At 41.2% G+C, this 23,585-nt stretch carries 26 protein-coding genes; 10 read left to right on the top strand and 16 right to left on the bottom strand.

All coding sequences use genetic code 11. The features are described from left to right. Positions 1-115: 115 nt before the first annotated feature. Positions 116-259: a hypothetical protein gene (locus tag N9I19_RS06610; RefSeq protein ID WP_176431797.1), complete on the top strand. Its 144-nt coding sequence runs from the start codon at positions 116-118 to the stop codon at positions 257-259. Positions 260-323: 64 nt separating this feature from the next. On the opposite strand, the gene N9I19_RS06605 is transcribed toward N9I19_RS06610, so the two are convergent. From N9I19_RS06605 to N9I19_RS06590, 4 genes are all read right to left on the bottom strand, one after another. Next, the gene (locus N9I19_RS06605; protein WP_061465409.1) at positions 324-653 is read right to left on the bottom strand and encodes a hypothetical protein; all 330 of its coding nucleotides are present in this window, start codon (positions 651-653) and stop codon (positions 324-326) included. A gap of 99 nt (positions 654-752) precedes the next feature. Beyond that, complete coding sequence (locus N9I19_RS06600; RefSeq protein WP_317777308.1) at positions 753-1,946, bottom strand: MFS transporter; 1,194 nt, start codon at positions 1,944-1,946, stop codon at positions 753-755. A 148-nt stretch (positions 1,947-2,094) separates the two neighbouring features. Continuing rightward, positions 2,095-3,417, bottom strand: a complete 1,323-nt coding sequence (locus tag N9I19_RS06595) for an APC family permease (RefSeq protein WP_289319437.1) — start codon at positions 3,415-3,417, stop codon at positions 2,095-2,097. Positions 3,418-3,793: 376 nt separating this feature from the next. After that, positions 3,794-4,621, bottom strand: a complete 828-nt coding sequence (locus N9I19_RS06590; RefSeq protein WP_284469361.1) for an undecaprenyl-diphosphate phosphatase — start codon at positions 4,619-4,621, stop codon at positions 3,794-3,796. 146 nt (positions 4,622-4,767) lie between these two features. Here N9I19_RS06590 and N9I19_RS06585 point away from each other — a divergent pair, with 146 nt between their 5' ends. Further along, positions 4,768-5,517, top strand: a complete 750-nt coding sequence (locus N9I19_RS06585; protein WP_289336890.1) for a glycerophosphodiester phosphodiesterase — start codon at positions 4,768-4,770, stop codon at positions 5,515-5,517. A gap of 59 nt (positions 5,518-5,576) precedes the next feature. Here the strand turns inward: N9I19_RS06585 and N9I19_RS06580 are convergent, their stop codons facing one another. Continuing rightward, positions 5,577-5,786 (bottom strand): alpha/beta-type small acid-soluble spore protein, encoded by a 210-nt coding sequence (locus N9I19_RS06580; protein WP_061465414.1) that lies wholly within the window; start codon positions 5,784-5,786, stop codon positions 5,577-5,579. A 168-nt stretch (positions 5,787-5,954) separates the two neighbouring features. On the opposite strand from N9I19_RS06580, the gene N9I19_RS06575 reads away from it, so the two are divergent. Both N9I19_RS06575 and N9I19_RS06570 read left to right on the top strand, forming a co-directional pair. Then, positions 5,955-7,241, top strand: a complete 1,287-nt coding sequence (locus N9I19_RS06575) for a glycosyl hydrolase family 18 protein (protein ID WP_317777307.1) — start codon at positions 5,955-5,957, stop codon at positions 7,239-7,241. A 273-nt stretch (positions 7,242-7,514) separates the two neighbouring features. Continuing rightward, positions 7,515-8,507, top strand: a complete 993-nt coding sequence (locus N9I19_RS06570) for a potassium channel family protein (RefSeq protein ID WP_317777306.1) — start codon at positions 7,515-7,517, stop codon at positions 8,505-8,507. Here the strand turns inward: N9I19_RS06570 and N9I19_RS06565 are convergent. From N9I19_RS06565 to N9I19_RS06555, 3 genes are all read right to left on the bottom strand, one after another. After that, the gene (locus N9I19_RS06565) at positions 8,504-8,908 is read right to left on the bottom strand and encodes a YugN-like family protein (RefSeq protein ID WP_125161597.1); all 405 of its coding nucleotides are present in this window, start codon (positions 8,906-8,908) and stop codon (positions 8,504-8,506) included. The genes N9I19_RS06570 and N9I19_RS06565 overlap by 4 nt on opposite strands. 400 nt (positions 8,909-9,308) lie before the next feature. Beyond that, positions 9,309-10,655 carry a glucose-6-phosphate isomerase gene (locus tag N9I19_RS06560; protein ID WP_317777305.1) on the bottom strand — a complete coding sequence of 449 codons (1,347 nt, stop codon included), beginning with the start codon at positions 10,653-10,655 and terminating at the stop codon, positions 9,309-9,311. 147 nt (positions 10,656-10,802) lie between these two features. Then, positions 10,803-11,966, bottom strand: coding sequence for an iron-containing alcohol dehydrogenase (locus N9I19_RS06555; RefSeq protein ID WP_289336887.1), 1,164 nt, complete (start codon positions 11,964-11,966; stop codon positions 10,803-10,805). 202 nt (positions 11,967-12,168) lie between these two features. Between N9I19_RS06555 and N9I19_RS06550 the strand changes: the two genes are divergently transcribed. Then, entirely contained in the window at positions 12,169-12,402 is a 234-nt protein-coding gene (locus N9I19_RS06550) for a DUF378 domain-containing protein (protein WP_061465420.1), read from the top strand. Between the two features lie 142 nt (positions 12,403-12,544). Here N9I19_RS06550 and yugI read toward each other — a convergent pair whose 3' ends face one another. Next, complete coding sequence (gene yugI, locus N9I19_RS06545; protein ID WP_061465421.1) at positions 12,545-12,949, bottom strand: S1 domain-containing post-transcriptional regulator GSP13; 405 nt, start codon at positions 12,947-12,949, stop codon at positions 12,545-12,547. Positions 12,950-13,296: 347 nt separating this feature from the next. Here yugI and N9I19_RS06540 point away from each other — a divergent pair, with 347 nt between their 5' ends. Both N9I19_RS06540 and N9I19_RS06535 read left to right on the top strand, forming a co-directional pair. Next, positions 13,297-14,640 (top strand): sodium-dependent transporter, encoded by a 1,344-nt coding sequence (locus N9I19_RS06540; protein WP_289336886.1) that lies wholly within the window; start codon positions 13,297-13,299, stop codon positions 14,638-14,640. Between the two features lie 141 nt (positions 14,641-14,781). Then, entirely contained in the window at positions 14,782-15,138 is a 357-nt protein-coding gene (locus N9I19_RS06535) for a helix-turn-helix domain-containing protein (RefSeq protein ID WP_317777304.1), read from the top strand. Between the two features lie 156 nt (positions 15,139-15,294). On the opposite strand, the gene N9I19_RS06530 is transcribed toward N9I19_RS06535, so the two are convergent. Together N9I19_RS06530 and N9I19_RS06525 are read right to left on the bottom strand one after the other, a co-directional pair. Beyond that, on the bottom strand, positions 15,295-16,464 hold the full coding sequence (locus N9I19_RS06530; RefSeq protein ID WP_317777303.1) for an aminotransferase: 1,170 nt from the start codon (positions 16,462-16,464) through the stop codon (positions 15,295-15,297). Further along, the gene (locus N9I19_RS06525; protein WP_061465425.1) at positions 16,461-16,961 is read right to left on the bottom strand and encodes an Lrp/AsnC family transcriptional regulator; all 501 of its coding nucleotides are present in this window, start codon (positions 16,959-16,961) and stop codon (positions 16,461-16,463) included. Before N9I19_RS06525 ends, N9I19_RS06530 begins: the two co-directional genes overlap by 4 nt. Before the next feature lie 308 nt (positions 16,962-17,269). On the opposite strand from N9I19_RS06525, the gene N9I19_RS06520 reads away from it, so the two are divergent. Further along, entirely contained in the window at positions 17,270-18,112 is an 843-nt protein-coding gene (locus tag N9I19_RS06520) for an alpha/beta fold hydrolase (RefSeq protein WP_284469353.1), read from the top strand. Between the two features lie 479 nt (positions 18,113-18,591). Here the strand turns inward: N9I19_RS06520 and N9I19_RS06515 are convergent, their stop codons facing one another. Further along, on the bottom strand, positions 18,592-18,852 hold the full coding sequence (locus N9I19_RS06515) for a DUF1871 family protein (RefSeq protein ID WP_089361851.1): 261 nt from the start codon (positions 18,850-18,852) through the stop codon (positions 18,592-18,594). A 101-nt stretch (positions 18,853-18,953) separates the two neighbouring features. On the opposite strand from N9I19_RS06515, the gene N9I19_RS06510 reads away from it, so the two are divergent. Then, on the top strand, positions 18,954-20,129 hold the full coding sequence (locus tag N9I19_RS06510) for a MalY/PatB family protein (protein ID WP_317777302.1): 1,176 nt from the start codon (positions 18,954-18,956) through the stop codon (positions 20,127-20,129). 38 nt (positions 20,130-20,167) lie between these two features. On the opposite strand, the gene N9I19_RS06505 is transcribed toward N9I19_RS06510, so the two are convergent. After that, positions 20,168-20,923 carry a TraR/DksA C4-type zinc finger protein gene (locus N9I19_RS06505; RefSeq protein ID WP_317777301.1) on the bottom strand — a complete coding sequence of 252 codons (756 nt, stop codon included), beginning with the start codon at positions 20,921-20,923 and terminating at the stop codon, positions 20,168-20,170. A 141-nt stretch (positions 20,924-21,064) separates the two neighbouring features. On the opposite strand from N9I19_RS06505, the gene N9I19_RS06500 reads away from it, so the two are divergent. Continuing rightward, the gene (locus N9I19_RS06500) at positions 21,065-21,922 is read left to right on the top strand and encodes a manganese catalase family protein (protein ID WP_317777300.1); all 858 of its coding nucleotides are present in this window, start codon (positions 21,065-21,067) and stop codon (positions 21,920-21,922) included. Between the two features lie 41 nt (positions 21,923-21,963). On the opposite strand, the gene N9I19_RS06495 is transcribed toward N9I19_RS06500, so the two are convergent. From N9I19_RS06495 to N9I19_RS06485, 3 genes are all read right to left on the bottom strand, one after another. After that, positions 21,964-22,578, bottom strand: coding sequence for a PH domain-containing protein (locus tag N9I19_RS06495; protein WP_061465430.1), 615 nt, complete (start codon positions 22,576-22,578; stop codon positions 21,964-21,966). A 28-nt stretch (positions 22,579-22,606) separates the two neighbouring features. Then, positions 22,607-23,083: a GNAT family N-acetyltransferase gene (locus tag N9I19_RS06490; protein WP_089361856.1), complete on the bottom strand. Its 477-nt coding sequence runs from the start codon at positions 23,081-23,083 to the stop codon at positions 22,607-22,609. Positions 23,084-23,268: 185 nt separating this feature from the next. Further along, positions 23,269-23,493 carry a hypothetical protein gene (locus N9I19_RS06485; protein WP_089361857.1) on the bottom strand — a complete coding sequence of 75 codons (225 nt, stop codon included), beginning with the start codon at positions 23,491-23,493 and terminating at the stop codon, positions 23,269-23,271. Positions 23,494-23,585 lie beyond the last annotated feature (92 nt).

Raw genomic sequence — 23,585 nt, 5'->3', positions numbered from 1 at the left:
TTTTATCAAATAGTTAATGGTAAAAGATATAAAATCCTTCTATTACCAATATGATAATAGACGTTTACCCTTCTCTTAATAAGGGTATTATGATATATGACTTGGAGGGATTATCATGAAAAAGGATCAAAAAGACTTTGAATCTGAAAACATGAGCGATTTAGTCGAACTCATAAACAGTAAAAATAACAGCCGCAGAATCCTCGATGTACTACGGCGTAATAAAAAGGATAAAAATAAAAACAAAGATAAAAAGTGAAAAAGCCCATTCCAATATGGTCTGGGTTTTTAAATTTTTTGAGCAAACTCAGCTCTTCCTGCCACTATCTTTTTCTTCGAATTTCCTTCACATGGTTTCCTTCCGTGGTAATATAAACTGTTTCATCGATTTTGTATGTTAAATAACGGTCACAATCGATTTCCAACGTTTTCCCATTGTTGAATTTCATTGCGCAATTGGATCCCTCTTCGGTTTCCGTCACATCAATGACTTCGTTCGTCTTAAAACCGACTGCCTTGCCATCGGAGAAATGTGGATAGTATTTTTCAACAATCTCCACCTTTTCCAATCTGCCCGGACTTGTTAAGTATACAACGAATAATATAATTAAAACGGCTATTAACCCAATGAGAATTACTGCTTTTCGTTTCACTCTATCTATTACCCTCTTCTCTTATCAATCTTTTATTCAATATCGTTTTTCACTAGATTATATTCAGGATTCCGGAAAATCATGCTAGAAAAGACCATTTTATTTAACGATTTTCACTTTTTCAACCATCATGACACAAACGGCAGCAAGGATGATTAGGATGGATACAGCCGAGATGACCCCTCCCCAACCGAACTTCATCAGGAATAAACCTCCTGATGCTCCTACTACACTTGACCCCGCATAGTAAAACAGGAGATATAAAGCGGATGCTTGTGCCTTTTCACTTTTATTAGCTAACGATCCGACCCAGGTGCTCGCAATTGAATGAGCTCCAAAAAAGCCAAATGTAAACAGGGCAAGCCCGATTATCTTCAACAAAAGTGGATCCAATAAGGTTAAAAGGGCCCCCAGCAGCATGATTGCGATTCCGGAAAGAAGAACAAACCTCCGACTATATTGATCGGCAAGCTTCCCCATCCATGTAGAACTAAATGTCCCCACTAGATAAATAATGAAAATGAAGCCGATCAATGTCTGTGATAAATGATATGGCGGTCCCATTAATGGTATACCCACAAAGTTATAAACGGTAACGAACGAGCCCATTAATAGGAAGGCCATCCCGAATAAAAGTACTAGTCTGCTATTCCATAAGTTATTAATAAGGGAGGTTTTAATTCTCGACAATGATACTTTTTTACGGACAGCATGCTGCGAATGTGGAAGCATCAACCAAAAAGCCAGACTGATGATCAAACTTAAAGCCCCAAGGCTGCCAATCGCTATGTTCCATGAGAAATGGTCGGTCAGCACTCCGACAATCAGCCTGCCTGCCAATCCGCCGATACTCGAACCACTCACATAGATTCCCATCACATAGCCCAGGCTTTTCGGATCGAATTCTTCATTGATATAGGCCATCGCAATTGCCGGGAAACCTGCAAGCACCGCTCCTTGAATCGCCCGTATTGCAATAAGGATGTATAGGTCATCCTGGATGAAGCTGACGCATATGGATAACAACGCAGACAGAGTGAGCGCTGTCCCCATTATTTTTTTCCTATCGATATTTTCTGAGAAAAAGGAAACAAGCAATAAACAGATGGCAAGCGTTCCTGTTGCGAAAGATAATGTAAGACTTGCCATTGCAGGAGAGACCCCGAATTGCTTTGCGAAAACCGGAATGACCGGTTGAGTACTATACAGATCCGCAAACGTTACAAAGCTACCAAGAAATAAAGCCAAGATTGTTTTCCTGAATGATTTGCCAGCAGGCTCGATATAATTCACTTTTGTTCAGACCCTTCACTATTAAACTTCCCCCCTATGTTAATACGAACTTCCTGAGTTGTCTATTTCGCCACTTATGGCCAAACGGAAAAGTAAGTTCCAGCAATTCACAAAAAACCCTTCACTGCATGCAGTGAAGGGCTTTTCATTAATATGAACGTTTATCATCCCGCTCACTTTTTTTAAGCAGCCAGTACACAGGCATACCTATAAAGAGGATGATCACCGAGTACAGGGCATTTAAAGGTGTTTGGATTAATGTGCTTACAACAATATATATTGCACCAGCAATGGCTACAATGGGAATGAATGGGTAAAACGGTACTTTATATGTTTTTGCATCGGGATCTTTCTTGCGTAAGATGAAGACCGCGAAGAAGGCTAATCCATAAAAACAGAAGACAGAGAATACGGCCATATTGGTAAGTTTGTCAGGGTCTGCTACAACCATCATTATGATGGCAATGATCACTTGTAATATCGTAGCATTTATGGGCGTTTTAAACTTGGGCGATATTTTCCCGATTTGTTTATGGCCAGGCATCATTTTATCAGTCGCCATCGCCAAGGTTATGCGCGGAAAGGTCAGAAGCTTTCCGTTCAAACATCCGAAGATTGAAATCGCTATTCCGATTGATATCAATTTCCCGCCCAATTCACCAAATAGAAGCGTTGCCGCAACATTCGCTGCATTCGTACCATGAGCGATGACTCCCTCTGCTCCCAAAACATGAAGCATGGCAAGGTTCACAGCCAAGTAAGCGACCATGACCACGACTAATCCTGTTATGATTGCTCTCGGCAACGTTTTCTGTGGATTTTTCATTTCCCCTGCCATGAAGCCGACATTCATCCAGCCATCATACGCCCAGAGGGTAGCCAAAATCGCACCAGCCATACTGATTTTCATTGAACTTTCACTACTGATATTGAATACAGGCATATCACCTTGTGCGATACCGAACACCGCTATGAATATGATGGGGATCAATTTAGCAACGGTCGATAATGTTTGTATTATACCGCCGTATTTTGTCCCCAGCAGATTCATGCCTGCTATAAATACGATCGTAAGAATGCCTATTGCCAAAGTGTAATCTGAAGCGATATTAAATATTCCTGCGACTAATAACCCGAAGTATAAACTGAGTGCGCCCATGACTGCAGGTCCATATACCAATGTCTGAACCCAGCCGCATAGGAATCCCCATGCTTTTCCGTACACTTCTTCCATATAGACATATAAGCCCCCAGTTTTAGGAATCCGAGTACTCACTTCCGCAATCGTCAATCCGCTTGCCAGGGTAATCAGGCCACCTATCAGCCAAGCTAATAAGGCCATGGTTGAATTACCACTTAACTCAAGCACGTCACCAGGTCTCATGAAAATACCAGAACCGATAACTGTACCAACTACAATAGATGTTCCAATCCAAAAGCCAATCGTTTTTTTCAATTGGTCATTCCCCATGATGTCCTCCCCAGGTGTACACATGTACTTGTTTTATACTAAAATTATATCATATAAATTATATAGAAATAACTTATTCAATAATTTGAATAGTCCAATAAGGTTCCGGACACGTTGGTATTACTGTTCTTAGCTAGCTTTATTAAAATTATATTTTTTTTACTAATTATGTCTGGAACTGCAACAAAAACCGAATATTCTCTGCAGAAAAAACGTTTTATAGAAATTTAACTCAATAATAACGAATTAAATATCACAAAACGTAAGTATCATTCGTTATATATATAGTCTGAGATACCAGGTTTTTTCTCGGACACAAAAAAACCACTCCGAATCAACGGGGTGGTTCCACTCCTCTTTCAAACTTCAATTCGTATTACCAAATAATGAATAAAAGCACAACCGCCAAGACAATCCGGTAGATGGCAAAAGGAGTCAATTTAACTTTATTGATTAAAATCAAGAAAAAGCGGATACAGAATAACGCAAAGATGAATGCGCTTATGAAACCTGCGATAATGAATGGCATAACTTCAGGTGTGAAGTAATCCCAATATTTAACTATCTTTAAAAGACTGGCACCCGCCATGATCGGCACCGCCATGATGAACGTGAAATCGGAAGCAGCCCGATAGCTCATCCCTAATAGCACACCACCGGAAATCGTTGAACCTGAACGTGAGAATCCCGGCCACAGTGCCAAACATTGAATTAACCCTACACCCAAAGCTTGTTTATAAGTGATTTGGTCAACCGTTTCTGTAGTCAGCTTTGGACGGAATTTATCAGCCGCAATCATTAAAAATGCGCCCAAGATTAATCCAACGATAACCGTCTTCATGGTAAATAAATTTTCATCGATATAATCTTCGAACAATAGACCTAATACAGTAGCTGGTAACAATCCGACGATGATCTGCAAGAGGTTAAGCTTTTGGCCCTTCACAGCAGATGGGTCTTTCATTTTCCTTAAACCAAGCAAGTCCATGAATCGCCCCCAGAAGAGCACGACTACAGCGAGTATCGAACCAAGCTGGATAACCACTTTGAACACATTGGCTATTTCACTCCCGAAAAGTTCATTCGATTTCAGCCATAAATCATCAACGATAATCATGTGCCCTGTAGACGATACAGGAGCAAATTCAGTTAATCCTTCAACAAGACCAAGGACAACAGCAACAAAAATTTCCCACATATTCATTTTTTTCACCTCATAATTCGAACACCTGTTATGGAAATACCATATGTATTTTACTCGTTGTTTAAAATATTGTCTATTAAACATTGCTGAAACAATTTAGGGATACATGTATGATAGGGTTCAAGATAAAGTTTAAAGGGGAAGTGATGAATTTGCAAAACATATTGATTTTCGCCCATAGAGGGTCCAAAGGGACGCATCCTGAAAATACCATGGCTGCATTTCAAGAGGCGGCAGAAATCGGTGCCGAGGGGATCGAGTTCGATGTCCACCTCAGTTCTGATGGGGAATTGGTCATCATCCATGACGAAACACTTGATCGAACGACCAACCTTACTGGTTATGTAAAAGATCATTCGTCACAAGAGCTGAAGACGGCTGATGCCGGGGGCAAATTCTCCAAGGAATTCCTTGGGGAGCGGATTCCTTTTTTAATAGAAGTTTTCGACTGGGCCAGGGATAATGCTTTATTGATGAATATCGAAATCAAAACGGATAAACTCGCTTACGAAGGGATCGAACAGAAGATCATTGATTTAATTCATCAATACCGAATGGAAAATCGGGTGATCCTATCTTCCTTCAACCATCAATCAATTGAAAAAGTGAAGATGCTTGCCCCAGAACTTGAACGTGCATTATTGTTCGAAGGGCTTCCTGAAAACTTCGAAGAAATCTTACGTGATAAAAAAGAAGCCGGTTTTCATCCTGATAAAAATAGCCTGACTCAAGCAATGAGTGATAAAGCGAAAAAACTTGGATACAAAATCCGCCCTTGGGTCGCCAATGATGAAGCGGACATCGTCAAGCTCGCAGAGATGGATGTCGACGTTATCATGACCGATTTCCCTGAAAAGGCAATCAAGATTTTAAAGGCTCGGCAGTCACATGGCTGAATAATGCGAAAGAGAAGGAGCGATACCCCTTCTCTTTCAAATCCATATTTATTCAGTTATTAACGAGAAAAGTTTGATCCGCCTAATTGTTGTTCAGCCATTTGAACTAAACGTTTTGTGATTTCCCCACCAACAGATCCGTTAGCGCGAGAAGTAGTGTCTGCACCTAAGTTTACACCAAATTCACTAGCGATTTCATTCTTCATTTGTTCTAGGGCTTGCTCTGCACCAGCTACTACTAGTTGATTGCTGTTATTGTTGTTTGCCATGTGTTTTCACCTCCTACTAATATTAATTAGCATTTTTAGCTTAAATTATTATTGCCAATTTATTGAATTATTTTTCTTTACGATTCCTTCAATCCAAAGCTCTTTATCATGTTTTTCTTTTTTTGTTCATAAACTGTTAGGAAACTTTCAGTACAGGAGGGAAAAGAATTGCAAATACATGTGGTTAGGCCAGGCCAGACGTTATATGGCATCGCCCAGACATACAGCGTAACCGTTGACAGGCTCGTCGAATCAAATAAGATCCCTAACCCAAATAATCTTGTTTCGGGGCAGGCCCTTGTCATTCCAATCGTCGGCAGTTATTATTTCGTTCAACCGGGTGATAGTCTTTATTCCATTTCCCAAAAGGTTGATGTCCCTTTTCAAGAGTTGGCAAAAATAAATGGCATTCCCGAAAATCAAAACCTATCCGTTGGATACCGGCTCTATATTCCGGCACGAAAGAAAAGGACCGCCGAATTCAACGGTTATGTCGAGCCGCGGGGTACATCGGTTGCACCGGCCCTTGAAACGGCTGCAAGGGAAGCTGGGCCCTATTTAACCTATTTAGCCCCATTCAGCTTCCAGGCGCTTCGTGACGGCTCCTTAAAAGAGCCTTTGCTCAATGAATTCCCTGCCATCGCCAGAGAAAATAAAAATGTCCTGATGATGGTGATCACGAATCAGGAAAATGACCAATTCAGCGATGAGCTCGGGCAAATCATCTTGACGAACACTTCCGTTCAAAATAAGTTCCTGAACAATATCGTTTCAACTGCAAAGAAATATGGATTCCGGGATATCCACTTTGACTTTGAGTTTTTAAGGCCGTCTGATAGAGAAGCTTATAATCAATTTCTCCGAAAAGCCAAGGAACGTTTCAAGAAAGAAGGATGGTTCATTTCTACGGCACTTGCCCCCAAAACAAGTGCGGAACAAAAAGGCCGTTGGTATGAGGCTCATGACTATAAAGCACATGGCGAAATCGTCGACTTCGTTATCATCATGACTTATGAATGGGGGTATAGCGGGGGACCGGCAATGGCTGTATCGCCAATTGGATCTGTTCGGGATGTGCTCGAATATGCCGTCACTGAAATTCCTGCCAACAAAATCCTGATGGGGCAAAATCTATATGGCTATGATTGGACCCTGCCTTTTGTACAGGGATCCACTGCCAAGGCTGTAAGTCCGCAGCAGGCCATCCAGATTGCAGCTGCCAATAATGTTGCCATCGAGTATGATGAAACCGCACAGGCCCCGCACTTCAATTATACGGATATTGAGGATAGGCAGCATGAGGTGTGGTTTGAAGATGCCAGATCCATTCAGGCAAAATTCGATTTAATCAAGGAATTGAATTTAAGGGGGATGAGTTATTGGAAGCTCGGCCTAGCCTTCCCTCAAAACTGGCTGCTCATCAGTGATAACTTCAACGTACGCAGAAGGGTCTAAGAACAGATTGAGCCTATTTATCAAACTTTTGGAATACCGAAGCGCAAACGGACATATAATCCATCATCGAGCATGAAGTCCAGTTCAGGATACGTGACTCAGCCATAAAAGCCTTCCGACGTCTTCCGGAAGGCTTTTATCATTTCCCTGTTATCCGAGTTGCACTTTTTTAGATAATCTACGAAATTCATGATTCAAAGTTTGTTTGACTGCCTTATGAGCAAAGCCTTTTTTGACCATACTAAAAGGAACAGCTTAAGGGGTGTGAAAAACATGATTAAATTCGGTCCATACATTAGCACCGTTCCTAGAATTCCGCGTTTCATCAGATTGCTTTCTACCATCGCATTATTTTTACTCTCCTTCGGGGTATTGATCCACCTTGTGGAGCCGAAAAGATTCCCTACTTTACTCGATGGCATCTGGTGGGCAATCGTGACTATGTCAACGGTAGGTTACGGAGATTACACGCCTGTGACCAATCTTGGTAAAGTCATTGGGATCACCCTCATTTTGTCAGGTGCCGGCCTGATCACCTCTTATTTTGCATACATTGCTAAAATGTCCATTTCCAATGAACAGCAATTTCTAACAGGAAAGAAAGCATTCAGCGGCGGTGGCCATATTATCATTGTGGGCTGGAATGGCCGTTCCAGGAGAATCATCCAAAACATTCATAATAGAACTCATCATCAATCTATTGTCCTTATAGATGATACGCTGCAAAAGCACCCGCTACCAAGAACGAATATCCACTTTATCCAAGGAAAAGCTACATTGGATTCCGTTTTGCAAAAAGCCAATATAAAACAGGCCAGACGCGTCCTTATCACCGCTGACCTCAAGCAAGACGAGCTGCATACGGATATGTTCTCGATATTAACGTTACTGGCCGTCAAAGGCTTAAATCCGCATTTGTATTGTCTAGTGGAAATATTGACGCAAGAACAAAAGGAAAATGCTTTGCGGGCAGGAGCGGATGGTATTGTCGAAACGAATAAATTTGCAAGTGATTATATGCAGGATTGCTTATCGAGAGGGATCATTGTGGAAGCTGAAGAGCAAAATGAATGGGATGGATTGAACATCAAACAACTGGCCATCCAGAGTGACTGGGCGGAATTGACGTTTAAACAGTTGAGCGCCAAGCTATTTGATCAAGACATTCTATTGGTGGGCATCATTTCAGGAGGCGAGACATTCATCAAGCCCCCTGCAAATGTAATCATACATCGCAATGACACCCTGCTCATCATTGAAGATTAATGTAATAAAAGCTTTTCCAAATCATGGACAAGCGATTTTCCATAAGAGATATAGTTTTCCGGAAATTCGGCATCTGGATTTTCCGGCTCAGCAAACTGATTGAAGGAAGCGGTGAGGTTTCCGATATTTCCTTCACCGTCAACACCGTCCTCGTATTTATGAGATAACAAAAACGGTTGTAAAAGTTCGACCATTACCCCATCCTGATCGAGTGAACCATCAACCGCCCTGAAAGGGACACGCAAAAACTGGTACCCATCACTGTCATCCATTTTATAATCAAACGACCCGTTGTCATAGTCCCAGCCTCCGCCTATCACATATCCTTCCGGCTTTAACTTCGTCTCCAGGTCGAACAAACCGAATGTTTTCCCTTCCAACTCAGAAGAAATTTTAATCATTGTAAAAAACCTCTTTCGCTATTTTTCTATTAGCTTAACCAAAAGGCCTTTAAAAAAACCCTGGAATGACTCGATTGTACCCTCGGATCAGGATGGCTTTCTCTCTGATTCCCAAGGTATCCTTACGCTCTTTTATAAAGTTTATTTCAGCTTCTGAGCTTCCTTAATCGCAATTGCTGGATCTGCACCTAGATTGCCGCACTTCCTGTTGCAGCTGCTGGATTTTCTCCCGCTTTGCTTAAAGCCTTTTCATCCATGAAGAACCGGAATTTGCGGATGTGCACACATGAACCCAAATTTTTCGGTTTTTCAATGCAAGCATTCGAATATGTTAATTTAACTTTAGAGTTCAATAAAAAAGCATGAAGCTGGATGTTATTCCTGCTTCATGCTTTTTTTATTATAAGCGCTGTTCTAGCTCCGCTTTTTTCTTTTCATAACCTGGCTTGCCTAAAAGCGCAAACATGTTCACCTTATATGCTTCCACTCCAGGCTGATCAAATGGATTGACACCTAGTAAGTAACCGCTCATTGCACAAGCTTTCTCGAAGAAATATACAAGGTAGCCAAATGTATAAGCATCAAGCTTAGGAACCGTTACGATCAGGTTGGGAACGCCACCGTCCGTATGAGCTAAAAGGGTACCCTCAAATGCTTTATTATTTACGAATTGCACCGTTTCACCTGAAAGGTAATTCAGGCCATCCAAGTCATTGTCCGCTTCTTCAATTAAAATTTCATGACGGGCCTTTTCCACTTTGATGACTGTTTCAAAAAGATCACGCCGCCCTTCCTGAACATATTGCCCTAATGAATGCAGGTCAGTCGAAAAGTTAGCGGATGAAGGGAAAATCCCCTTTTGATCCTTTCCTTCACTCTCTCCAAATAATTGTTTCCACCACTCAGAGAAATATTGAAGTCCAGGCTCATAGTTTATCAGCATTTCAATGGTTTTCCCTTTATTGTAAAGGATATTTCGAACCGCTGCATATTGGTATGCCTCATTATCAGCTAGCTCGGAAGAACTGAAGTCCAACCTTGCACGCTCGGCTCCCTCCATGATTTGATCGATATCTGCCCCGCTGACCGCAATCGGAAGCAACCCAACTGCCGTTAAGACAGAGTAACGTCCGCCAACATCATCAGGAATGACGAAAGTTTGGAAACCTTCCTCCGTTGCTACCGTTTTTAATGCGCCCTTTTCTTTGTCAGTGGTCGCATAAATTCGGCTTTTAGCTTCTTCAACACCATATTTTTGTTCCAGCAGTTTCCTGAATATCCTGAAGGCCAGTGCTGGTTCAGTCGTCGTACCGGATTTAGAGATAACATTGATCGAGAAATCCCTGTTTTCCAACAGGTCCATTACGTCTTGCATATATGTAGAGCTTATATTATTACCTACAAATAAAATTTGCGGTGTTTTTCTTTTGTCCGTCGGCAAAATGTTATAAAAACTATGTTGAAGCATTTCAACTGCCGCGCGCGCTCCCAGGTATGATCCACCGATTCCGATAACCAGTAACACATCTGAATCTTTTTTTATTTTTTCCGCTGCTTTTTTGATCCTCGAGAACTCTTCTTTATCATAATTGGCCGGTAAATCAAGCCAGCCAAGATATTCATTGCCTGCCCCTGTCTGTTCATGCAGAGAATGGTGGGCCACTTTTACAGCATCCTGTAAATAGGTAATTTCATGCTCCCCGAAAAACGGTAGGGCTTTTGAATAATCGAAACGAATATGGGCCATTCAAATTCCTCCTTGATTTTTAAGTTTCCCTATCACTTTATCTGATGTAATTCTCATAATCAAGATATCGGTCAAGTAAATAACGAATTATACGTTCAAAGTAATCTCCCACCTGACAAGGCGGGAGAAATGAACATTTCACTTGAATTATAATGAAGCCCGTAAAATGGCAAGGACATCTTCACGGTTCAGGATTTTGAATCGCCCAAATCCCCCTCTGCTCATCGCTTTATCAGCCATGACTTCCAATTGTGAGTCATCGATGCCATAATCCGAAAGATTGGTCGGCGCACCTAAGCTGCTCCAAAACGACCTAAGTCTTTCAATGCCCTCAAGGGCCGCTTCCTCATCCGTTTTACCTTCCGGATCAACATGGAACACACGGACTGCAACCTGTTTAAAGCGTGCAACATTTTCATGGAGCACATGTTTCATCCAATTTGGAAATAAGATGGCCAATCCTCCGGCATGCGGGATGTCATAAACAGCTGAAACGGCATGTTCAATGTTATGCGTTGCCCAATCACCACTGTAGCCAACCCCAAGCGAACCATTCAAGGCAATATTTCCTGCATATAGGATAGTGGCCCTGTGCTCATAATCCTCCAGGTTTTCCAATAGTTTAGGGGCCGTTTCAATCACTGTCAGTAACAGCGATTCACAGAAACGGTCTTGAAGAGGTGCATGCGTTTCCGGATGGAAATACGTTTCGAACACATGTGACATCATATCGACCATTCCGTATACAGTCTGATTTTTTGGTACCGAAAAAGTATTTTCCGGATCCAAAATGGAGAATTGAGGAAATACCAATGGACTTCCCCATCCATATTTCTCTTTCGTTTCCCAGTTTGTAATGACTGAGCCGGAATTTGCCTCAGAGCCTGTTGCAGCTAAAGTCAGTATCGTTCCAAACGGAAGGGCCTCTTCTACTGATGCCTCCTTAATGACAAGATCCCATGGATCCCCCTCATATTTAGCACCTGCAACGATGGCCTTTGTAGCGTCTATAACGCTTCCCCCTCCAACCGCAAGGACAAAGTCAATCCCATGTTCTTTACAAAGGTCCACACCCTTCCGGACTGTTGAGATGCGTGGATTCGGTTCAACTCCGGAAAGTTCGTGCACCTCTGCATCAATCTCTTTCAAGGCATTGACCACTTTTTCATATAAGCCATTTTTCTTTATGCTTCCTCCACCGTATACGAGTAAAATCTTATCACCATATGCAGGAATTTCCGTTTTTAAACTTTCAAGCTGATCTTTCCCGAAAATTATTTTAGTAGGGTTTTTATAAGTGAAATTCTCCAAAAGATTTCTCTCCTTAATGCCACATCGGCCTCTAGAAAATTGCTCGCTTGGCCACTGGCAGTTTTTTTCTTTTCTTCATTATGACCAATGTTCCATATAAATACAAAGCATCCGTCCGGAACTTCTGCAAGGATGTATATTTACATGATGAAAAAGCATGATAAGTAAAGAACTGATTTTTTCAAAAAAAGGAGGCTGTACAATGAGCGGAATACAAAGAATTGCACTTGTTCTTACAATAATCGGGGCAATCAACTGGGGATTAATAGGGTTTTTCCAATTTGACTTGGTCGCTTCGATTTTCGGAGGGCAAGATGCTGGAATGGCCCGTATCATTTATGGATTGGTTGGAATTGCCGGCCTAATTAACCTTGGTCTTCTCTTTAAACCAAGTCCTGAAACTGCCAGTGAACCAGAAACCAAACCGACTCGTTGAAAGGGATTTTGTTTATATTCTATAAAAATAAAGCCGGTCCATGGATAAAAAACATGACCCGGCTTTATTTAATTCATTTTCATGAAATCATGAAAATGACAAAAAAAAACCGACTGATCGATTGATCTGTCGGTTCACAAAATTATTTTTTGATTAAGTCTTCGCGTTGAGATTGTTCAATCCACTCTTGAAGTTTGTCTTTCAATGTGTTGAAACCTTCAGTAGATTCGATGTGAGATGTTGCTTTAACAGATGCTTGGCGTTTTTTTGGAGCTTTTTTCGGAGCTTCAGTACGCTCAGGAGCTTCTTCTGTTGCGCGGATCGATAAGCCGATTTTTCCAGCAGCTGAATCGATTGATAGCACTTTAACTTTTACTTCATCGTTCACTTTTAAATGTTCGTTGATATCTTTAACGAATCCGTGAGTAATTTCAGAAATATGAACTAAACCTTGAGTTGATTCATCTAAAGCAACAAAAGCACCGTATGGTTGAATACCAGTTACTTTACCAGTAACTACCGCACCAATTTCGAATTTTTCAGACATGGTAACACTCCTATTTTATATATATTTTTTCGTCTTTTCACGCAATAAAAAATTATATCACATAATTGGAAAATAATCAAAGTTAAGTATACCATACTTTTTTAAATTTTACTCATTAAAAATGTTTGTTTTTTGGAAATAATAAATATTATAAGCACGTTATTTATAATTTATCCTAAAAATTTGCAAATAACCTCCATTTCCTTAAGATATTTACTCATTTTTCTAAAGATTGTAATATTAAAACACTACCCATTTCCTCATAATCATAGTAAGATGAGAAAATGTTTTAAAGAAATTATTGTTTACAGCTAGATAATCTTTACATCTAAAGGAGTTTTTCCATCATGTCAAAACAAGAACAATGGACTTCAAAACTTGGGTTTATCCTGGCAGCCGCGGGATCCGCTATTGGATTAGGCGCCATCTGGAAGCTCCCATATATGACTGGTGAAAATGGTGGAGGGGTCTTTTTCCTGCTCTTCATTTTGTTCACACTGCTTATCGGTGCCCCCATATTAATAGCGGAATTCACAATTGGCCGCAATGCACAGAAAGATGCCATTAGCGCATATAAATATATCGCCCCAGGAAAACCTTGGGTTTTGATCGGATATGGCGGTGTCGTCGCTTCCATCATTCTGCTTTCCTTCTTCAGTGTCGTTGGCGGCTGGATCATCTCCTATTTAGCAAGAAGTTTAACCGGTTCCCTTTCAAACTTAACACAGACTGAATATGGAAACTTCTTCAATGCGATAATCAGCAATCCTTATGAAACGGTTATCGCTCAATTATTATTCATGGTTTTAACCATTTGGGTCGTGCAAGGGGGCGTATCCAAAGGAATTGAAAAAGCGAATAAATATATGATGCCTTCATTGTTCATTCTTTTCATTATTCTCCTCATCCGTTCCTTGACTCTGGATGGAGCAATGGAGGGTGTAAAATTCTTCTTGAAGCCGGACCTTTCCGCTTTAACAGGGGAAACGATCCTATTAGCTCTTGGCCAATCCTTCTTTGCACTTAGTGTTGGTGTTTCAGTGATGGTAACCTATGCATCCTATTTAAGTAAAAAAGAAGATATAACTAAATCTGCCTTCTCGGTGGTTGGACTGAATATCTTCATTTCCTTGTTAGCCGGTTTAGTCATTTTCCCAGCTGTTTTCGCACTGGGCTTCAGCCCTTCTAGCGGTCCTGGACTAGTATTCGTCGTGTTGCCTGCCGTATTCAATGAAATGGCGCTCGGCGGGATCTTCATGGCCATTTTCTTCATATTATTATTATTCGCCACACTTACAACGGCCTTCTCCATTCTCGAAATCGTCGTTGCAGCCATGATCAAAGGTGATACCGCAAAGCGGAAGAAGGCTTCTTGGATAGCTGGTAGCGTCGTTTTCTTGATTGGAATTCCAAGCGCATTATCATTTGGGGTGCTTTCAGATGTGAAGATTTTCAATTTATCCATATTCGATTTGGCTGATTATCTGACAAGCAATATCGCACTGCCAGTCGGCGCCTTGTTCATATCCCTTTTCATCGGCTATCAAATGAAAAGGATCGAGGTCCAAAAAGAGTTCGAAACTGGCGCAGATTCCGGCCGGTCACTTTTTAAACTTTGGTACTTCCTGATTCGCTACATTGTGCCGATCATGATCATACTCGTATTTCTTAACTCAATTAATCTCATTTAATAATCCAAAATGCCGTTTCGATATTTCTCGAGGCGGCATTTTTTTTTCACAAAACCTACATATTCATTTGATTTCCTTTAGTTATAATATGGTAAAATCATTGCATAAAGAAAATATTTCCTGAAAAAGGAGTGCCTGACTATGTCAAATATCGCGAAGAATATCCGGCAATATCGAGAAGATCATAACCTCACTCAACAGGAACTGGCTTTGAAATTACGAATCGGCACCAAAAAGATTGAAAAGTATGAAACTGGTGAATCGATTCCTGATACTCAAACCATTTTAAGGCTTTCGACCGTTCTTGACATTCCAGCTTCAGAGTTCTTGAAGGACGCCCAAACCAGGAACGCTTCTGGTGTTGACGAGGACATAAAAAAGCTGATTGAAGAAATCGGATCCAAAAAGGCTGAGCTCATCCTAAGAACAGCTAAAGACTTTAGCGAAGAACAAATTCTGAATGTTATGCATACTTTATATAATACACAAGCTAATTGAAAAAAATGGTCGTAGTATGTGTATTTTTTTTCAGAGTGCTGGATATACTATGATTAACACTTTCTATGTTAATCCATTAGATTAACTCTTTTTCTAATTCCCCCTATGGAAAGGGATCCGGCTGCTTATAACGGCCGGATCCCTATTTTTTTGCTTTTATTGGCTATGGTTCTTCATGAAACGTTCCATCCTTCTAAGCGCTTCTTGAAGTTGTTCCATGGAGGATGCATAGGAACAGCGGATATGACCTTCACCGCTTTCCCCGAACACATCTCCCGGTACAACGGCTACAAGTTCTTCCGTCAGAAGTTTTTCAGCAAATTCCAACGAAGTCATCCCTGTTTTCTCAATGGAAGGAAAAGCATAAAATGCCCCGCCAGGATTGTGACAATCCAGACCCATATCGTTAAATGAATTCACGATATAATTTCGTCTTCTCCGATAACTCCGACGCATTTCTTCTACATCCTGCATTCCGTGCCTTAAAGCTTCCAATGCAGCATGTTGAGCAACGGTCGGCGCACACATCATCGCATATTGATGAAGCTTAAGCATCGCTTCAGAAATTTCCTTAGGTGCACAAACGAACCCAAGACGCCATCCGGTCATTGCAAAGCCTTTCGAAAACCCATTGATGACAATTGTCCGCTCATGCATGCCGTCAATGGCAGCAAAAGAGGTGAATTTCTCATCATAAGCAAGTTCAGCATAGATTTCATCGGAAATGACAAGCAAGTCATGCTTTTTAATGATATCAGCAAGCATCACTAATTCTTCCTGTCCAAGCTGGGTGCCAGTTGGATTATTCGGTGAACAGATTAAAACCGCCTTCGTTTTAGGCGTGATTGCCGCTTCGAGTTGCCCGGGAGTCAACTTAAAGTCATCATCCTTTGAAGTTTGGACCGTGACCGGTATTCCCCCTGCCATGGTCACAAGCGGTGCATAGGCGACGAAACAAGGTTCCACTACAATGACTTCTTCCCCTGGATTCAAGATGGTCCTCAGTGCAATATCGAGAGCCTGGCTTGCTCCGACCGTGACAATGATTTGATCCTCTGGTCTATATGAAACATGGAACTGCTTCTCCATATACCTGCTGATTTCCGACCTTAATTCAAATAATCCTGCATTAGCCGTATAAGAGGTATACCCTTCCTCCAAGGAGTTGATCGCAGCTTCCCTCACTGCCCAAGATGTAACGAAATCCGGTTCACCCACACCAAGTGAGACGACCCCTTCCAAATTGGCTGCCAGGTCGAAAAAGCGGCGGATGCCTGATGGTTTAAGCTCTGCAATCGTTCTTGAAACATAACTCGTTTTAATCATGGTGACACCACTATCCGCTTATCTTCATCAGTTTGATCAAAAATTGTGCCATCGTGCTTGTATTTTTTCATAATGAAGTGAGTCGTCGTAGAAATGACGGAATCCAGTGTCGAAAGTTTTTCTGAAACAAAGTTTGCCACTTCGTTCATAGAACGCCCTTCGACAATGACTGATAAATCATAAGCCCCCGACATTAAATAAACGGACTCGACTTCTTTGAATTTGTAAATCCTTTTTGCTACCTCATCGAAACCGACACCGCGCTTTGGAGTGACTTTTACATCAATCATCGCTGTGACACCATGGTATTCATCCACTTTTGCCCAGTTAATGACTGTTAAATAACGGACAATAACCCGCATATCTTCTAATTTCTTCAATGTTATTTCAATGCCCGCTTCTGATAGATTGGTCATTTTAGCCAAATCCTTCAGATCAATCCGGCTGTTATTTTCAATGATTCTCAAGACTTCCAATTCCTCTTCATTCAAGTGCATTGGAAAACCCCCCTTTTGGAATTCACTAATTTAGATGTGATGGTTTGGCTGGCAGATAGTCTCACGAATTACCTTATTAGACTTTTTTAGAATCCTATATGACAATATAAATTAATAAGTCCTATTCTGTCAGGATAAACTTATACTATTATATCAAAATTGGTTGGCGACCTGTTATAGTAATTGTCTTTTTTCATCGTAATTATTACAATTACTGTTATGCAACAGTATTTAAGGACCTTTTTTGGGATATTCAGGTGAACACACACTTGTATCTATGACTAATACCGGAGGAGAAAGGGATTTATATGGAAATTCATACAATCAAAGGCATTGAACGGGTGGAAAATATAGAAATCTATTTTGAATATGACCATATGGATGATTCCTTCCCCACACTTGTACTGCTTCACGGATTTTTGTCATCCAGCTTCAGTTTCCGTAAATTAGTGCCCTATTTGATCAAGGAATTCAATGTGATCTCAATAGACCTTCCCCCATTTGGGCAAAGCGGAAAGGATTATCGATATACATATTCATTCCGGAACATTGCTAAATCCGTTGTTCTGTTCTTGGAGGGGAAAAACATCAGGAAATTCAGTATTATCGGCCATTCCATGGGCGGGCAGATTTCCCTGCAGCTCATAAAATCACATCCTGATCTTGTCGACCATGCCATCCTCCTTGCCGGATCAGGCTATCAGCCCGGCTATTCGGAAAAAATGAAGATGGTCAGTTACCTGCCTTTCTTTTCATTCGGGATAAAACGGTATTTACAAAAGTCAGGGATCGAAAAGAACTTGAAAAATGTCGTTCATGACCCGACCATGATTGACGATGAAATGCGACAGGGCTATCTAGGGCCATTCATAAAGAAGCATGATATTTTCCGTGCATTGGGGAGGATGCTCCGAGATAAGGAAATCGATTTGTTGAAGGAAGACCTTAGTGATATCCATACGCCTTGCCTGCTTATATGGGGAAGGCATGATAGAGTGGTACCGTTGGATATTGGCCAAAGGCTCCATGATGACCTGCCTAATTCCGAGCTTGTTGTCATTGAGGATACCGGGCACCTTCTTCCAGAGGAGAAACCGGAAGAGGTTTATCAATTAATTAAGGAATTTCTTGGTGTAGCCTCCCCAACTTAAAAAAACAAAACTCACGAGTAAACAGCTCAAACTTACGAGTAAACAGCACAAACTCAAGAGTAAACAGCGTAAACTTACGAGTAAACAGCGCAAACTCACGAGTAAACAGCGTAAACTTACGAGTAAACAGCGCAAACTCAAGAGTAAACAGCGCAAACTCACGAGTAAACAGCTCAAACTCACGAGTAAACAGCGTAAACTTACGAGTAAACAGCGCAAACTCACGAGTAAACAGCGCAAACTCAAGAGTAAACAGCGCAAACTCAAGAGTAAACAGCTCAAACTCACGAGTAATCAGCGCAAACTCACGAGTAAACAGCTCAAACTCAAGAGTAAACAGCTCAAACTCACGAGTAAACAGCTCAAACTCACGAGTAAACAGCTCAAACTCACGAGTAAACAGCTCAAACTATGAGTAAATAGCAAAAAAACAACGTAAAAAAGGTGACCCTTATTTCTGGGTACACCCTTTTTCACCTTTAGATCGAACAGCTGGCATCATTTTTTATGATGAGCAGTTTCTGTGCAACTTCCAGGCATTTTTCCATCTTAACGGTTTCATCGAAAGCGAACTCGTAAATGGACTTTATTTTTTCCGCCAGTTCCTGCGGGCTATCTATATCCCGGATTGCTACGACCGTATCCGCAATTTCCGGTTCATATAGATCCCATCCTATCTGGAAAGGGTCCCATTCTTGCAAAACGGCAACCAACGCTAAATTCATTTGCTGTGTATCCATAATTCATCACCTGCTCAATATTTTCAAAGAACATGTTATCATAGTATCATAACAACAGGCTTTTCACGAAGACGACAAATTTTTATTCGGTGGTGGACATTTTGAACAAGTCAATTTTTGAAGAACACATTAACAGAGAAAACTCAGGATCCGTAAAATGGGATAAAAACTCGCTCAAATCATTGTATGGGCGCGAAGATGTTCTGCCAATGTGGGTTGCCGATATGGACTTCCCATCTCCTGAGGGCATTCAAAAAGCGTTAATAGAACGCTTGAATCATCCAATTTTCGGTTATACCGTCCCTTCCGAAGCGGTTTTCACCGAAATTCAACGCTGGCTAAGAGACCGGCACTCCTGGCAAATCGATAAAGAGTGGATTTCATTTAGCTCTGGCGTCGTTTCTGCAATTGGTACAACAATCCAAGCTTTCACGGACCCGGGCGATAAAATATTATTACAATCACCCGTCTACACACCATTTTTTGATATGATCAAAAATAATGACAGGGAAGTGGTCAATAGTCCCCTTATCATAGAAGAAGATCGCTTTCAGATTGATTTCGCTGATTTTGAGGACAAGCTGAAAAGCGGAGTGAAGCTTTTCCTTTTTTGCAGTCCACATAACCCTGGCGGACGCGTTTGGACAAAAGAAGAACTCCTCCGAATCGGGGAGCTCTGTGAAAAATATGATGTAGTCATCGTCAGTGATGAGATTCATGCTGATTTATTCCATACAACATCCAGACATTATCCGATAGGGTCGCTTTCAGAGAAGTTAGCCGACATAACCGTCACGTTAATGGCGCCGAGTAAAACATTCAATATTGCCGGCCTTCAGGCTTCATTCCTGATCAGCAGTAATGAAAAATTGCAGAAGAAATTGCAAAAGGCACAAACGAAATTGGCATTCCATGGCCTTAACATCCTCGCTTTAACAGCGATGGAAGCTGCGTATCGAGAGGGCTTAGACTGGCTGGAAGACATGATTGGCTACATTGAGGATAATATAAAAGTGGCTGAGGAATTCATTGCTGCTGAAATCCCTTCCTTGCATGTCATGCATCCGGATGCTTCTTACCTTTTATGGATTGACTGCCGTGATCTTGGATTGAATGACAAGGAAATTAAGGAACGGCTGATCCATCAAGGGAAGCTCGCATTGGAGCCTGGTTCAAAATATGGACCTGGCGGAGAAGGTTTCGTCCGAATGAATCTAGGTTGCTCACGCAGCATGATGATGGAAGGTCTAAACCGTTTAAAATTGGCTTTTTCATAAAAGAAAGAACCAGGTTTAAAAAATCCTGGTTCTTTTTTTCAATCTTTCTCTTCATCAACATAAGGATCATGCTCATATCGCGGCAAATCACCAAACGGGGTTTGAATATTTTCTTCAAAAAGTTCTTCCTTCAATTCTTGATATTGGGAGTTCGGGTAAACCGTTACCTCTTTACCGTATATATCCACACCAACAAAATTTTCATAATCTTCGACATATCCGATATTTTCTTCGGACTCAACATACATATCTTCGTAATCGCTTGGCGGATTTACAAAATCGGAAGGCGATTCAGATGTTCCATAACTGGCAACATCCTGCCACGAATCTTCCGCATCGTAAGCAACCGATTCGTGCCGGTCATCATAATCAAACTTTCCAAATGGGGGGCCCAGCACTTCCTCTTCGATCGGCCGATTGCCGGAAGTTTCCTGTGATGGGGTATGCTCGACACAATAAGTCGTTGTAGGCATGGCTTTCAAACGTTCAATAGGTATTTCCTTTGAACAAACCTCGCACTTTCCATACTCACCTGCCTCGATGGCAGAAAGCGCTCGATCAATATCCCTTATTTCATCCCGATCATGCTCGGAAAGGGCCAAATCCTTTTCCCGTTCATATAACTCGGTTCCTTCATCGCCGGGATGATTATCGTAACTCGATAGCTCACCTGTCGAATCCTCCAAGCTTCTTCTTAAATCGTAGTTGCCTGAATCATTTAATCGCTCTTTCAACTCTTGCTTCGTTTGCTGCAATTGCTGTTGAAATTCTTTTAGCTGCTGATTGGATAGCATGTGCAACATCCTTTCAAAATCGTTCTTCCCTCTAGTATTTCTCTCTTCCCTTCATTCCATAAAGGTACTTTTTACCTTAGGAATAATTTAATTGAGGCAACAGAAGCTAAATTAGAAATATTGATTCTAGGAGGGCTTTCATTGTATTTCTATAAAGAAGATTTAATCAATATGATCGTTCCAGATAAGCCTGATCCCAATGCAGCAAAGGTTCTTCAGGAAACGCTTGGAGGGCAATTCGGTGAAATGCGGACGATGATGCAGTATTCTTTCCAAGGTGCCAACTTCCGCGGCAACGCTAAACAATATCGTGATTTAATCCGCGGGGTTTTCCTAGAGGAACTAAGCCACGTAGAACTTGTCCAATCAACCATCAACCAGTTGCTGAATGAGGCTGGTGGGGATATGCCCGGAGATTCCGGGATCGATGGTGCCCCATTGGATGATGCCATCCAGAGTGGTGCAAATCCACATCATTTCATAATCGGTGCGAAAGCGTCCCTGCCCGTCGACGCTGGCGGCAATCCATGGAATGGATCTTGGGTTTATGATCACGGCAATCTTGTGGCGAACCTTTTGAATAATGTCATCCTTGAATCTACGGGGGTTCTGCAAAAGTCGAGGATATATGAAATGAGCTCCAATAAAGCAATGCGTGAAACACTGGCATTTTTAATGGTCCGCGACAATGCCCATCAAAATGCATTTGCCAAGGCATTGGAAACTCTTGGGGTCAGCTGGGGGAAGATCTTCCCTATACCTAATTATGATTTGAACAAATATCCTGAATGCCGAAAATATGTGGATTTGGGCTATCATAATGCTCAATTCAATTTCAGGCTGGATCAAACTCAAATCGGCGAAATTTTCCAAGGGGAGACACCGAGCCGAAATGGCGGAAACCTTGCCGTTACCGAGCCGCCAAAAGGATTCCCGGTCCCGGAAATGCCAGATATGCCAAATGAACACAGCCCTGGTTTGAGTGATTTGAACAATTAAAAAAGAAGGCGGACACATCATTCCGTGTTCGCCTCCTTGTTTTAATTATTTATATATTTCTCAAAAACATAGCCAAAATCTTTCACATGGTACTTTTTCCGACTGTCCATCAACCATTCGAAAGCTGCGGAATTAATTTCCTTGAAACTTGCAGCCATTTGGCTTCCCTCTGTCCGAACCTGGTTCAAAGTGGAAGAAGCAAGGTTTACGCTTTGCTGTGCAAATTGAAGGGCATATTCATTCTCATGGCAAATTTCCGATATTTTAACTAATGATTTGAACAAGTCCTTTAATTCTTCAATGAACTTCTTATGGACATCAATGGAGAACGTCTTTGCACCGATCGTAAATTTAATTTCCGCATCCAAATCCACGGTCCCTGCCGTTTCAAGTGTTACGCTGGAAATATTGTACTGGCTGTAGCTATATCTTGTAAGTGTACGTTTTTTGCTTATGGCACTTGTCCCGTCCAAATGTATGAACGCTTGATTCGTGAAACAGTACTCATCGGTTTTCGATTTTATCAGGAAATAAATTTTTTCCTCGTCTTCATGCATGATATAGTCATCTGCATCCACCTTGTCATAATTGGCAGGGCTAATCACACTTCCAATATCACTAAGTCCAAGGGCATCAGCCGCAATTTTCTTAAACATCCCTATTCCCCCTATCAAAATTCAGGCATTATAAGTATTTCTCCAGTATTATCTCATCTCGGATAGGAATTCCCTCAAAACTGTAAAATGGTATTTCAGGTTTGATTTTCCGTGATTCTTCAACCGCATTTTTAACGATTTCCGCAATGACATAACCACGCTTTTGAAAAAACTTCAATGCCTGTAAATTATCGTTCGTTGTAATCGCTTTAATAGTATGGCAATTTTTCTCCTTGGCGGTATTTTCCATTACATAAAGCAACGATGAGCCCACTCCTTGATTCTCATGCTCACTATTCAAAGAAATGATTTGGCATACATGGTCGGACAACTTATACGTTCCCAACCCCATGATTTTTTCATTCTCGTCCATCACTCCAAAACCCTCAAGTTCCGCATAATGAAACAAACCTCTTGAAAAAACGACTTGAGTCGTCTCCCAGTGCTGAATGAAAAAACTCTTAACTGTATCCGTCGCAATCATTCTTTTAGCTACGATTTGCATAACTATTTACGCCCCCAAAGTTTCTATCTCTATGCTTATAGTATAAATTGCTTATGTTGATAAGGGAACAGTTTATTCTTCATTCAGGTCCTTTACGGCCTTCTAACAAAACATAATACCATTCATATTCTAATTAGCAAAAAAAAAGGCTGGAACTTTAGTGAATCCACTCGCATCTTCCGGAATCAAGAAATAGTATCATCCTTTATACGCTGGTTCCTTTTAGTGACTTCATCTTCGAATTGCTTAGTTTTCAGTTCTTCTTTTTTTGAATATCTTATAATTGCCCTCATCGTTAAAACGGCTGCTACTAAAAAGATGAAGCATGTTATACCTGCAGAGATATATTCAGTCTTGTCTTCTGGAAAGTAAAGAAACAAACCTAGTAAAGTATGATTGAGAAAGTCCATTCGATACATCCTTCCTGATAGGAATTAAAATGCTTTAGCCCATTATATCAATTGCCAGAACAATCCACTAGTGGAGCAAATCCGCTAAAACC

Source organism: Peribacillus sp. CSMR9, from assembly GCF_033141925.1.
In the GTDB taxonomy this organism is placed as follows: domain Bacteria; phylum Bacillota; class Bacilli; order Bacillales; family DSM-1321; genus Peribacillus; species Peribacillus simplex_A.
Note: the sequence above shows the minus strand (reverse complement) of the source record. Positions and strands in the feature narration are given on the sequence as shown.

What these genes read in the sequence shown, in the direction of transcription:
- N9I19_RS06560 (WP_317777305.1), bottom strand. Translation starts at nt 10,655, where the DNA reads ATGGCCCATATTCGTTTCGATTATTCAAAAGCCCTACCGTTTTTCGGG.
- N9I19_RS06525 (WP_061465425.1), bottom strand. Translation starts at nt 16,961, where the DNA reads ATGCACTTGAATGAAGAGGAATTGGAAGTCTTGAGAATCATTGAAAAT.
- N9I19_RS06565 (WP_125161597.1), bottom strand. Translation starts at nt 8,908, where the DNA reads ATGATTAAAATTTCTTCTGAGTTGGAAGGGAAAACATTCGGTTTGTTC.
- N9I19_RS06490 (WP_089361856.1), bottom strand. Translation starts at nt 23,083, where the DNA reads ATGCAAATCGTAGCTAAAAGAATGATTGCGACGGATACAGTTAAGAGT.
- N9I19_RS06550 (WP_061465420.1), top strand. Translation starts at nt 12,169, where the DNA reads ATGAGCGGAATACAAAGAATTGCACTTGTTCTTACAATAATCGGGGCA.
- N9I19_RS06485 (WP_089361857.1), bottom strand. Translation starts at nt 23,493, where the DNA reads ATGGACTTTCTCAATCATACTTTACTAGGTTTGTTTCTTTACTTTCCA.
- N9I19_RS06585 (WP_289336890.1), top strand. Translation starts at nt 4,768, where the DNA reads ATGAATTTGCAAAACATATTGATTTTCGCCCATAGAGGGTCCAAAGGG.
- N9I19_RS06505 (WP_317777301.1), bottom strand. Translation starts at nt 20,923, where the DNA reads ATGCTATCCAATCAGCAGCTAAAAGAATTTCAACAGCAATTGCAGCAA.
- N9I19_RS06520 (WP_284469353.1), top strand. Translation starts at nt 17,270, where the DNA reads ATGGAAATTCATACAATCAAAGGCATTGAACGGGTGGAAAATATAGAA.
- yugI (WP_061465421.1), bottom strand. Translation starts at nt 12,949, where the DNA reads ATGTCTGAAAAATTCGAAATTGGTGCGGTAGTTACTGGTAAAGTAACT.
- N9I19_RS06570 (WP_317777306.1), top strand. Translation starts at nt 7,515, where the DNA reads ATGATTAAATTCGGTCCATACATTAGCACCGTTCCTAGAATTCCGCGT.
- N9I19_RS06590 (WP_284469361.1), bottom strand. Translation starts at nt 4,621, where the DNA reads ATGAATATGTGGGAAATTTTTGTTGCTGTTGTCCTTGGTCTTGTTGAA.
- N9I19_RS06540 (WP_289336886.1), top strand. Translation starts at nt 13,297, where the DNA reads ATGTCAAAACAAGAACAATGGACTTCAAAACTTGGGTTTATCCTGGCA.
- N9I19_RS06530 (WP_317777303.1), bottom strand. Translation starts at nt 16,464, where the DNA reads ATGATTAAAACGAGTTATGTTTCAAGAACGATTGCAGAGCTTAAACCA.
- N9I19_RS06610 (WP_176431797.1), top strand. Translation starts at nt 116, where the DNA reads ATGAAAAAGGATCAAAAAGACTTTGAATCTGAAAACATGAGCGATTTA.
- N9I19_RS06515 (WP_089361851.1), bottom strand. Translation starts at nt 18,852, where the DNA reads ATGGATACACAGCAAATGAATTTAGCGTTGGTTGCCGTTTTGCAAGAA.
- N9I19_RS06495 (WP_061465430.1), bottom strand. Translation starts at nt 22,578, where the DNA reads ATGTTTAAGAAAATTGCGGCTGATGCCCTTGGACTTAGTGATATTGGA.
- N9I19_RS06535 (WP_317777304.1), top strand. Translation starts at nt 14,782, where the DNA reads ATGTCAAATATCGCGAAGAATATCCGGCAATATCGAGAAGATCATAAC.
- N9I19_RS06580 (WP_061465414.1), bottom strand. Translation starts at nt 5,786, where the DNA reads ATGGCAAACAACAATAACAGCAATCAACTAGTAGTAGCTGGTGCAGAG.
- N9I19_RS06595 (WP_289319437.1), bottom strand. Translation starts at nt 3,417, where the DNA reads ATGGGGAATGACCAATTGAAAAAAACGATTGGCTTTTGGATTGGAACA.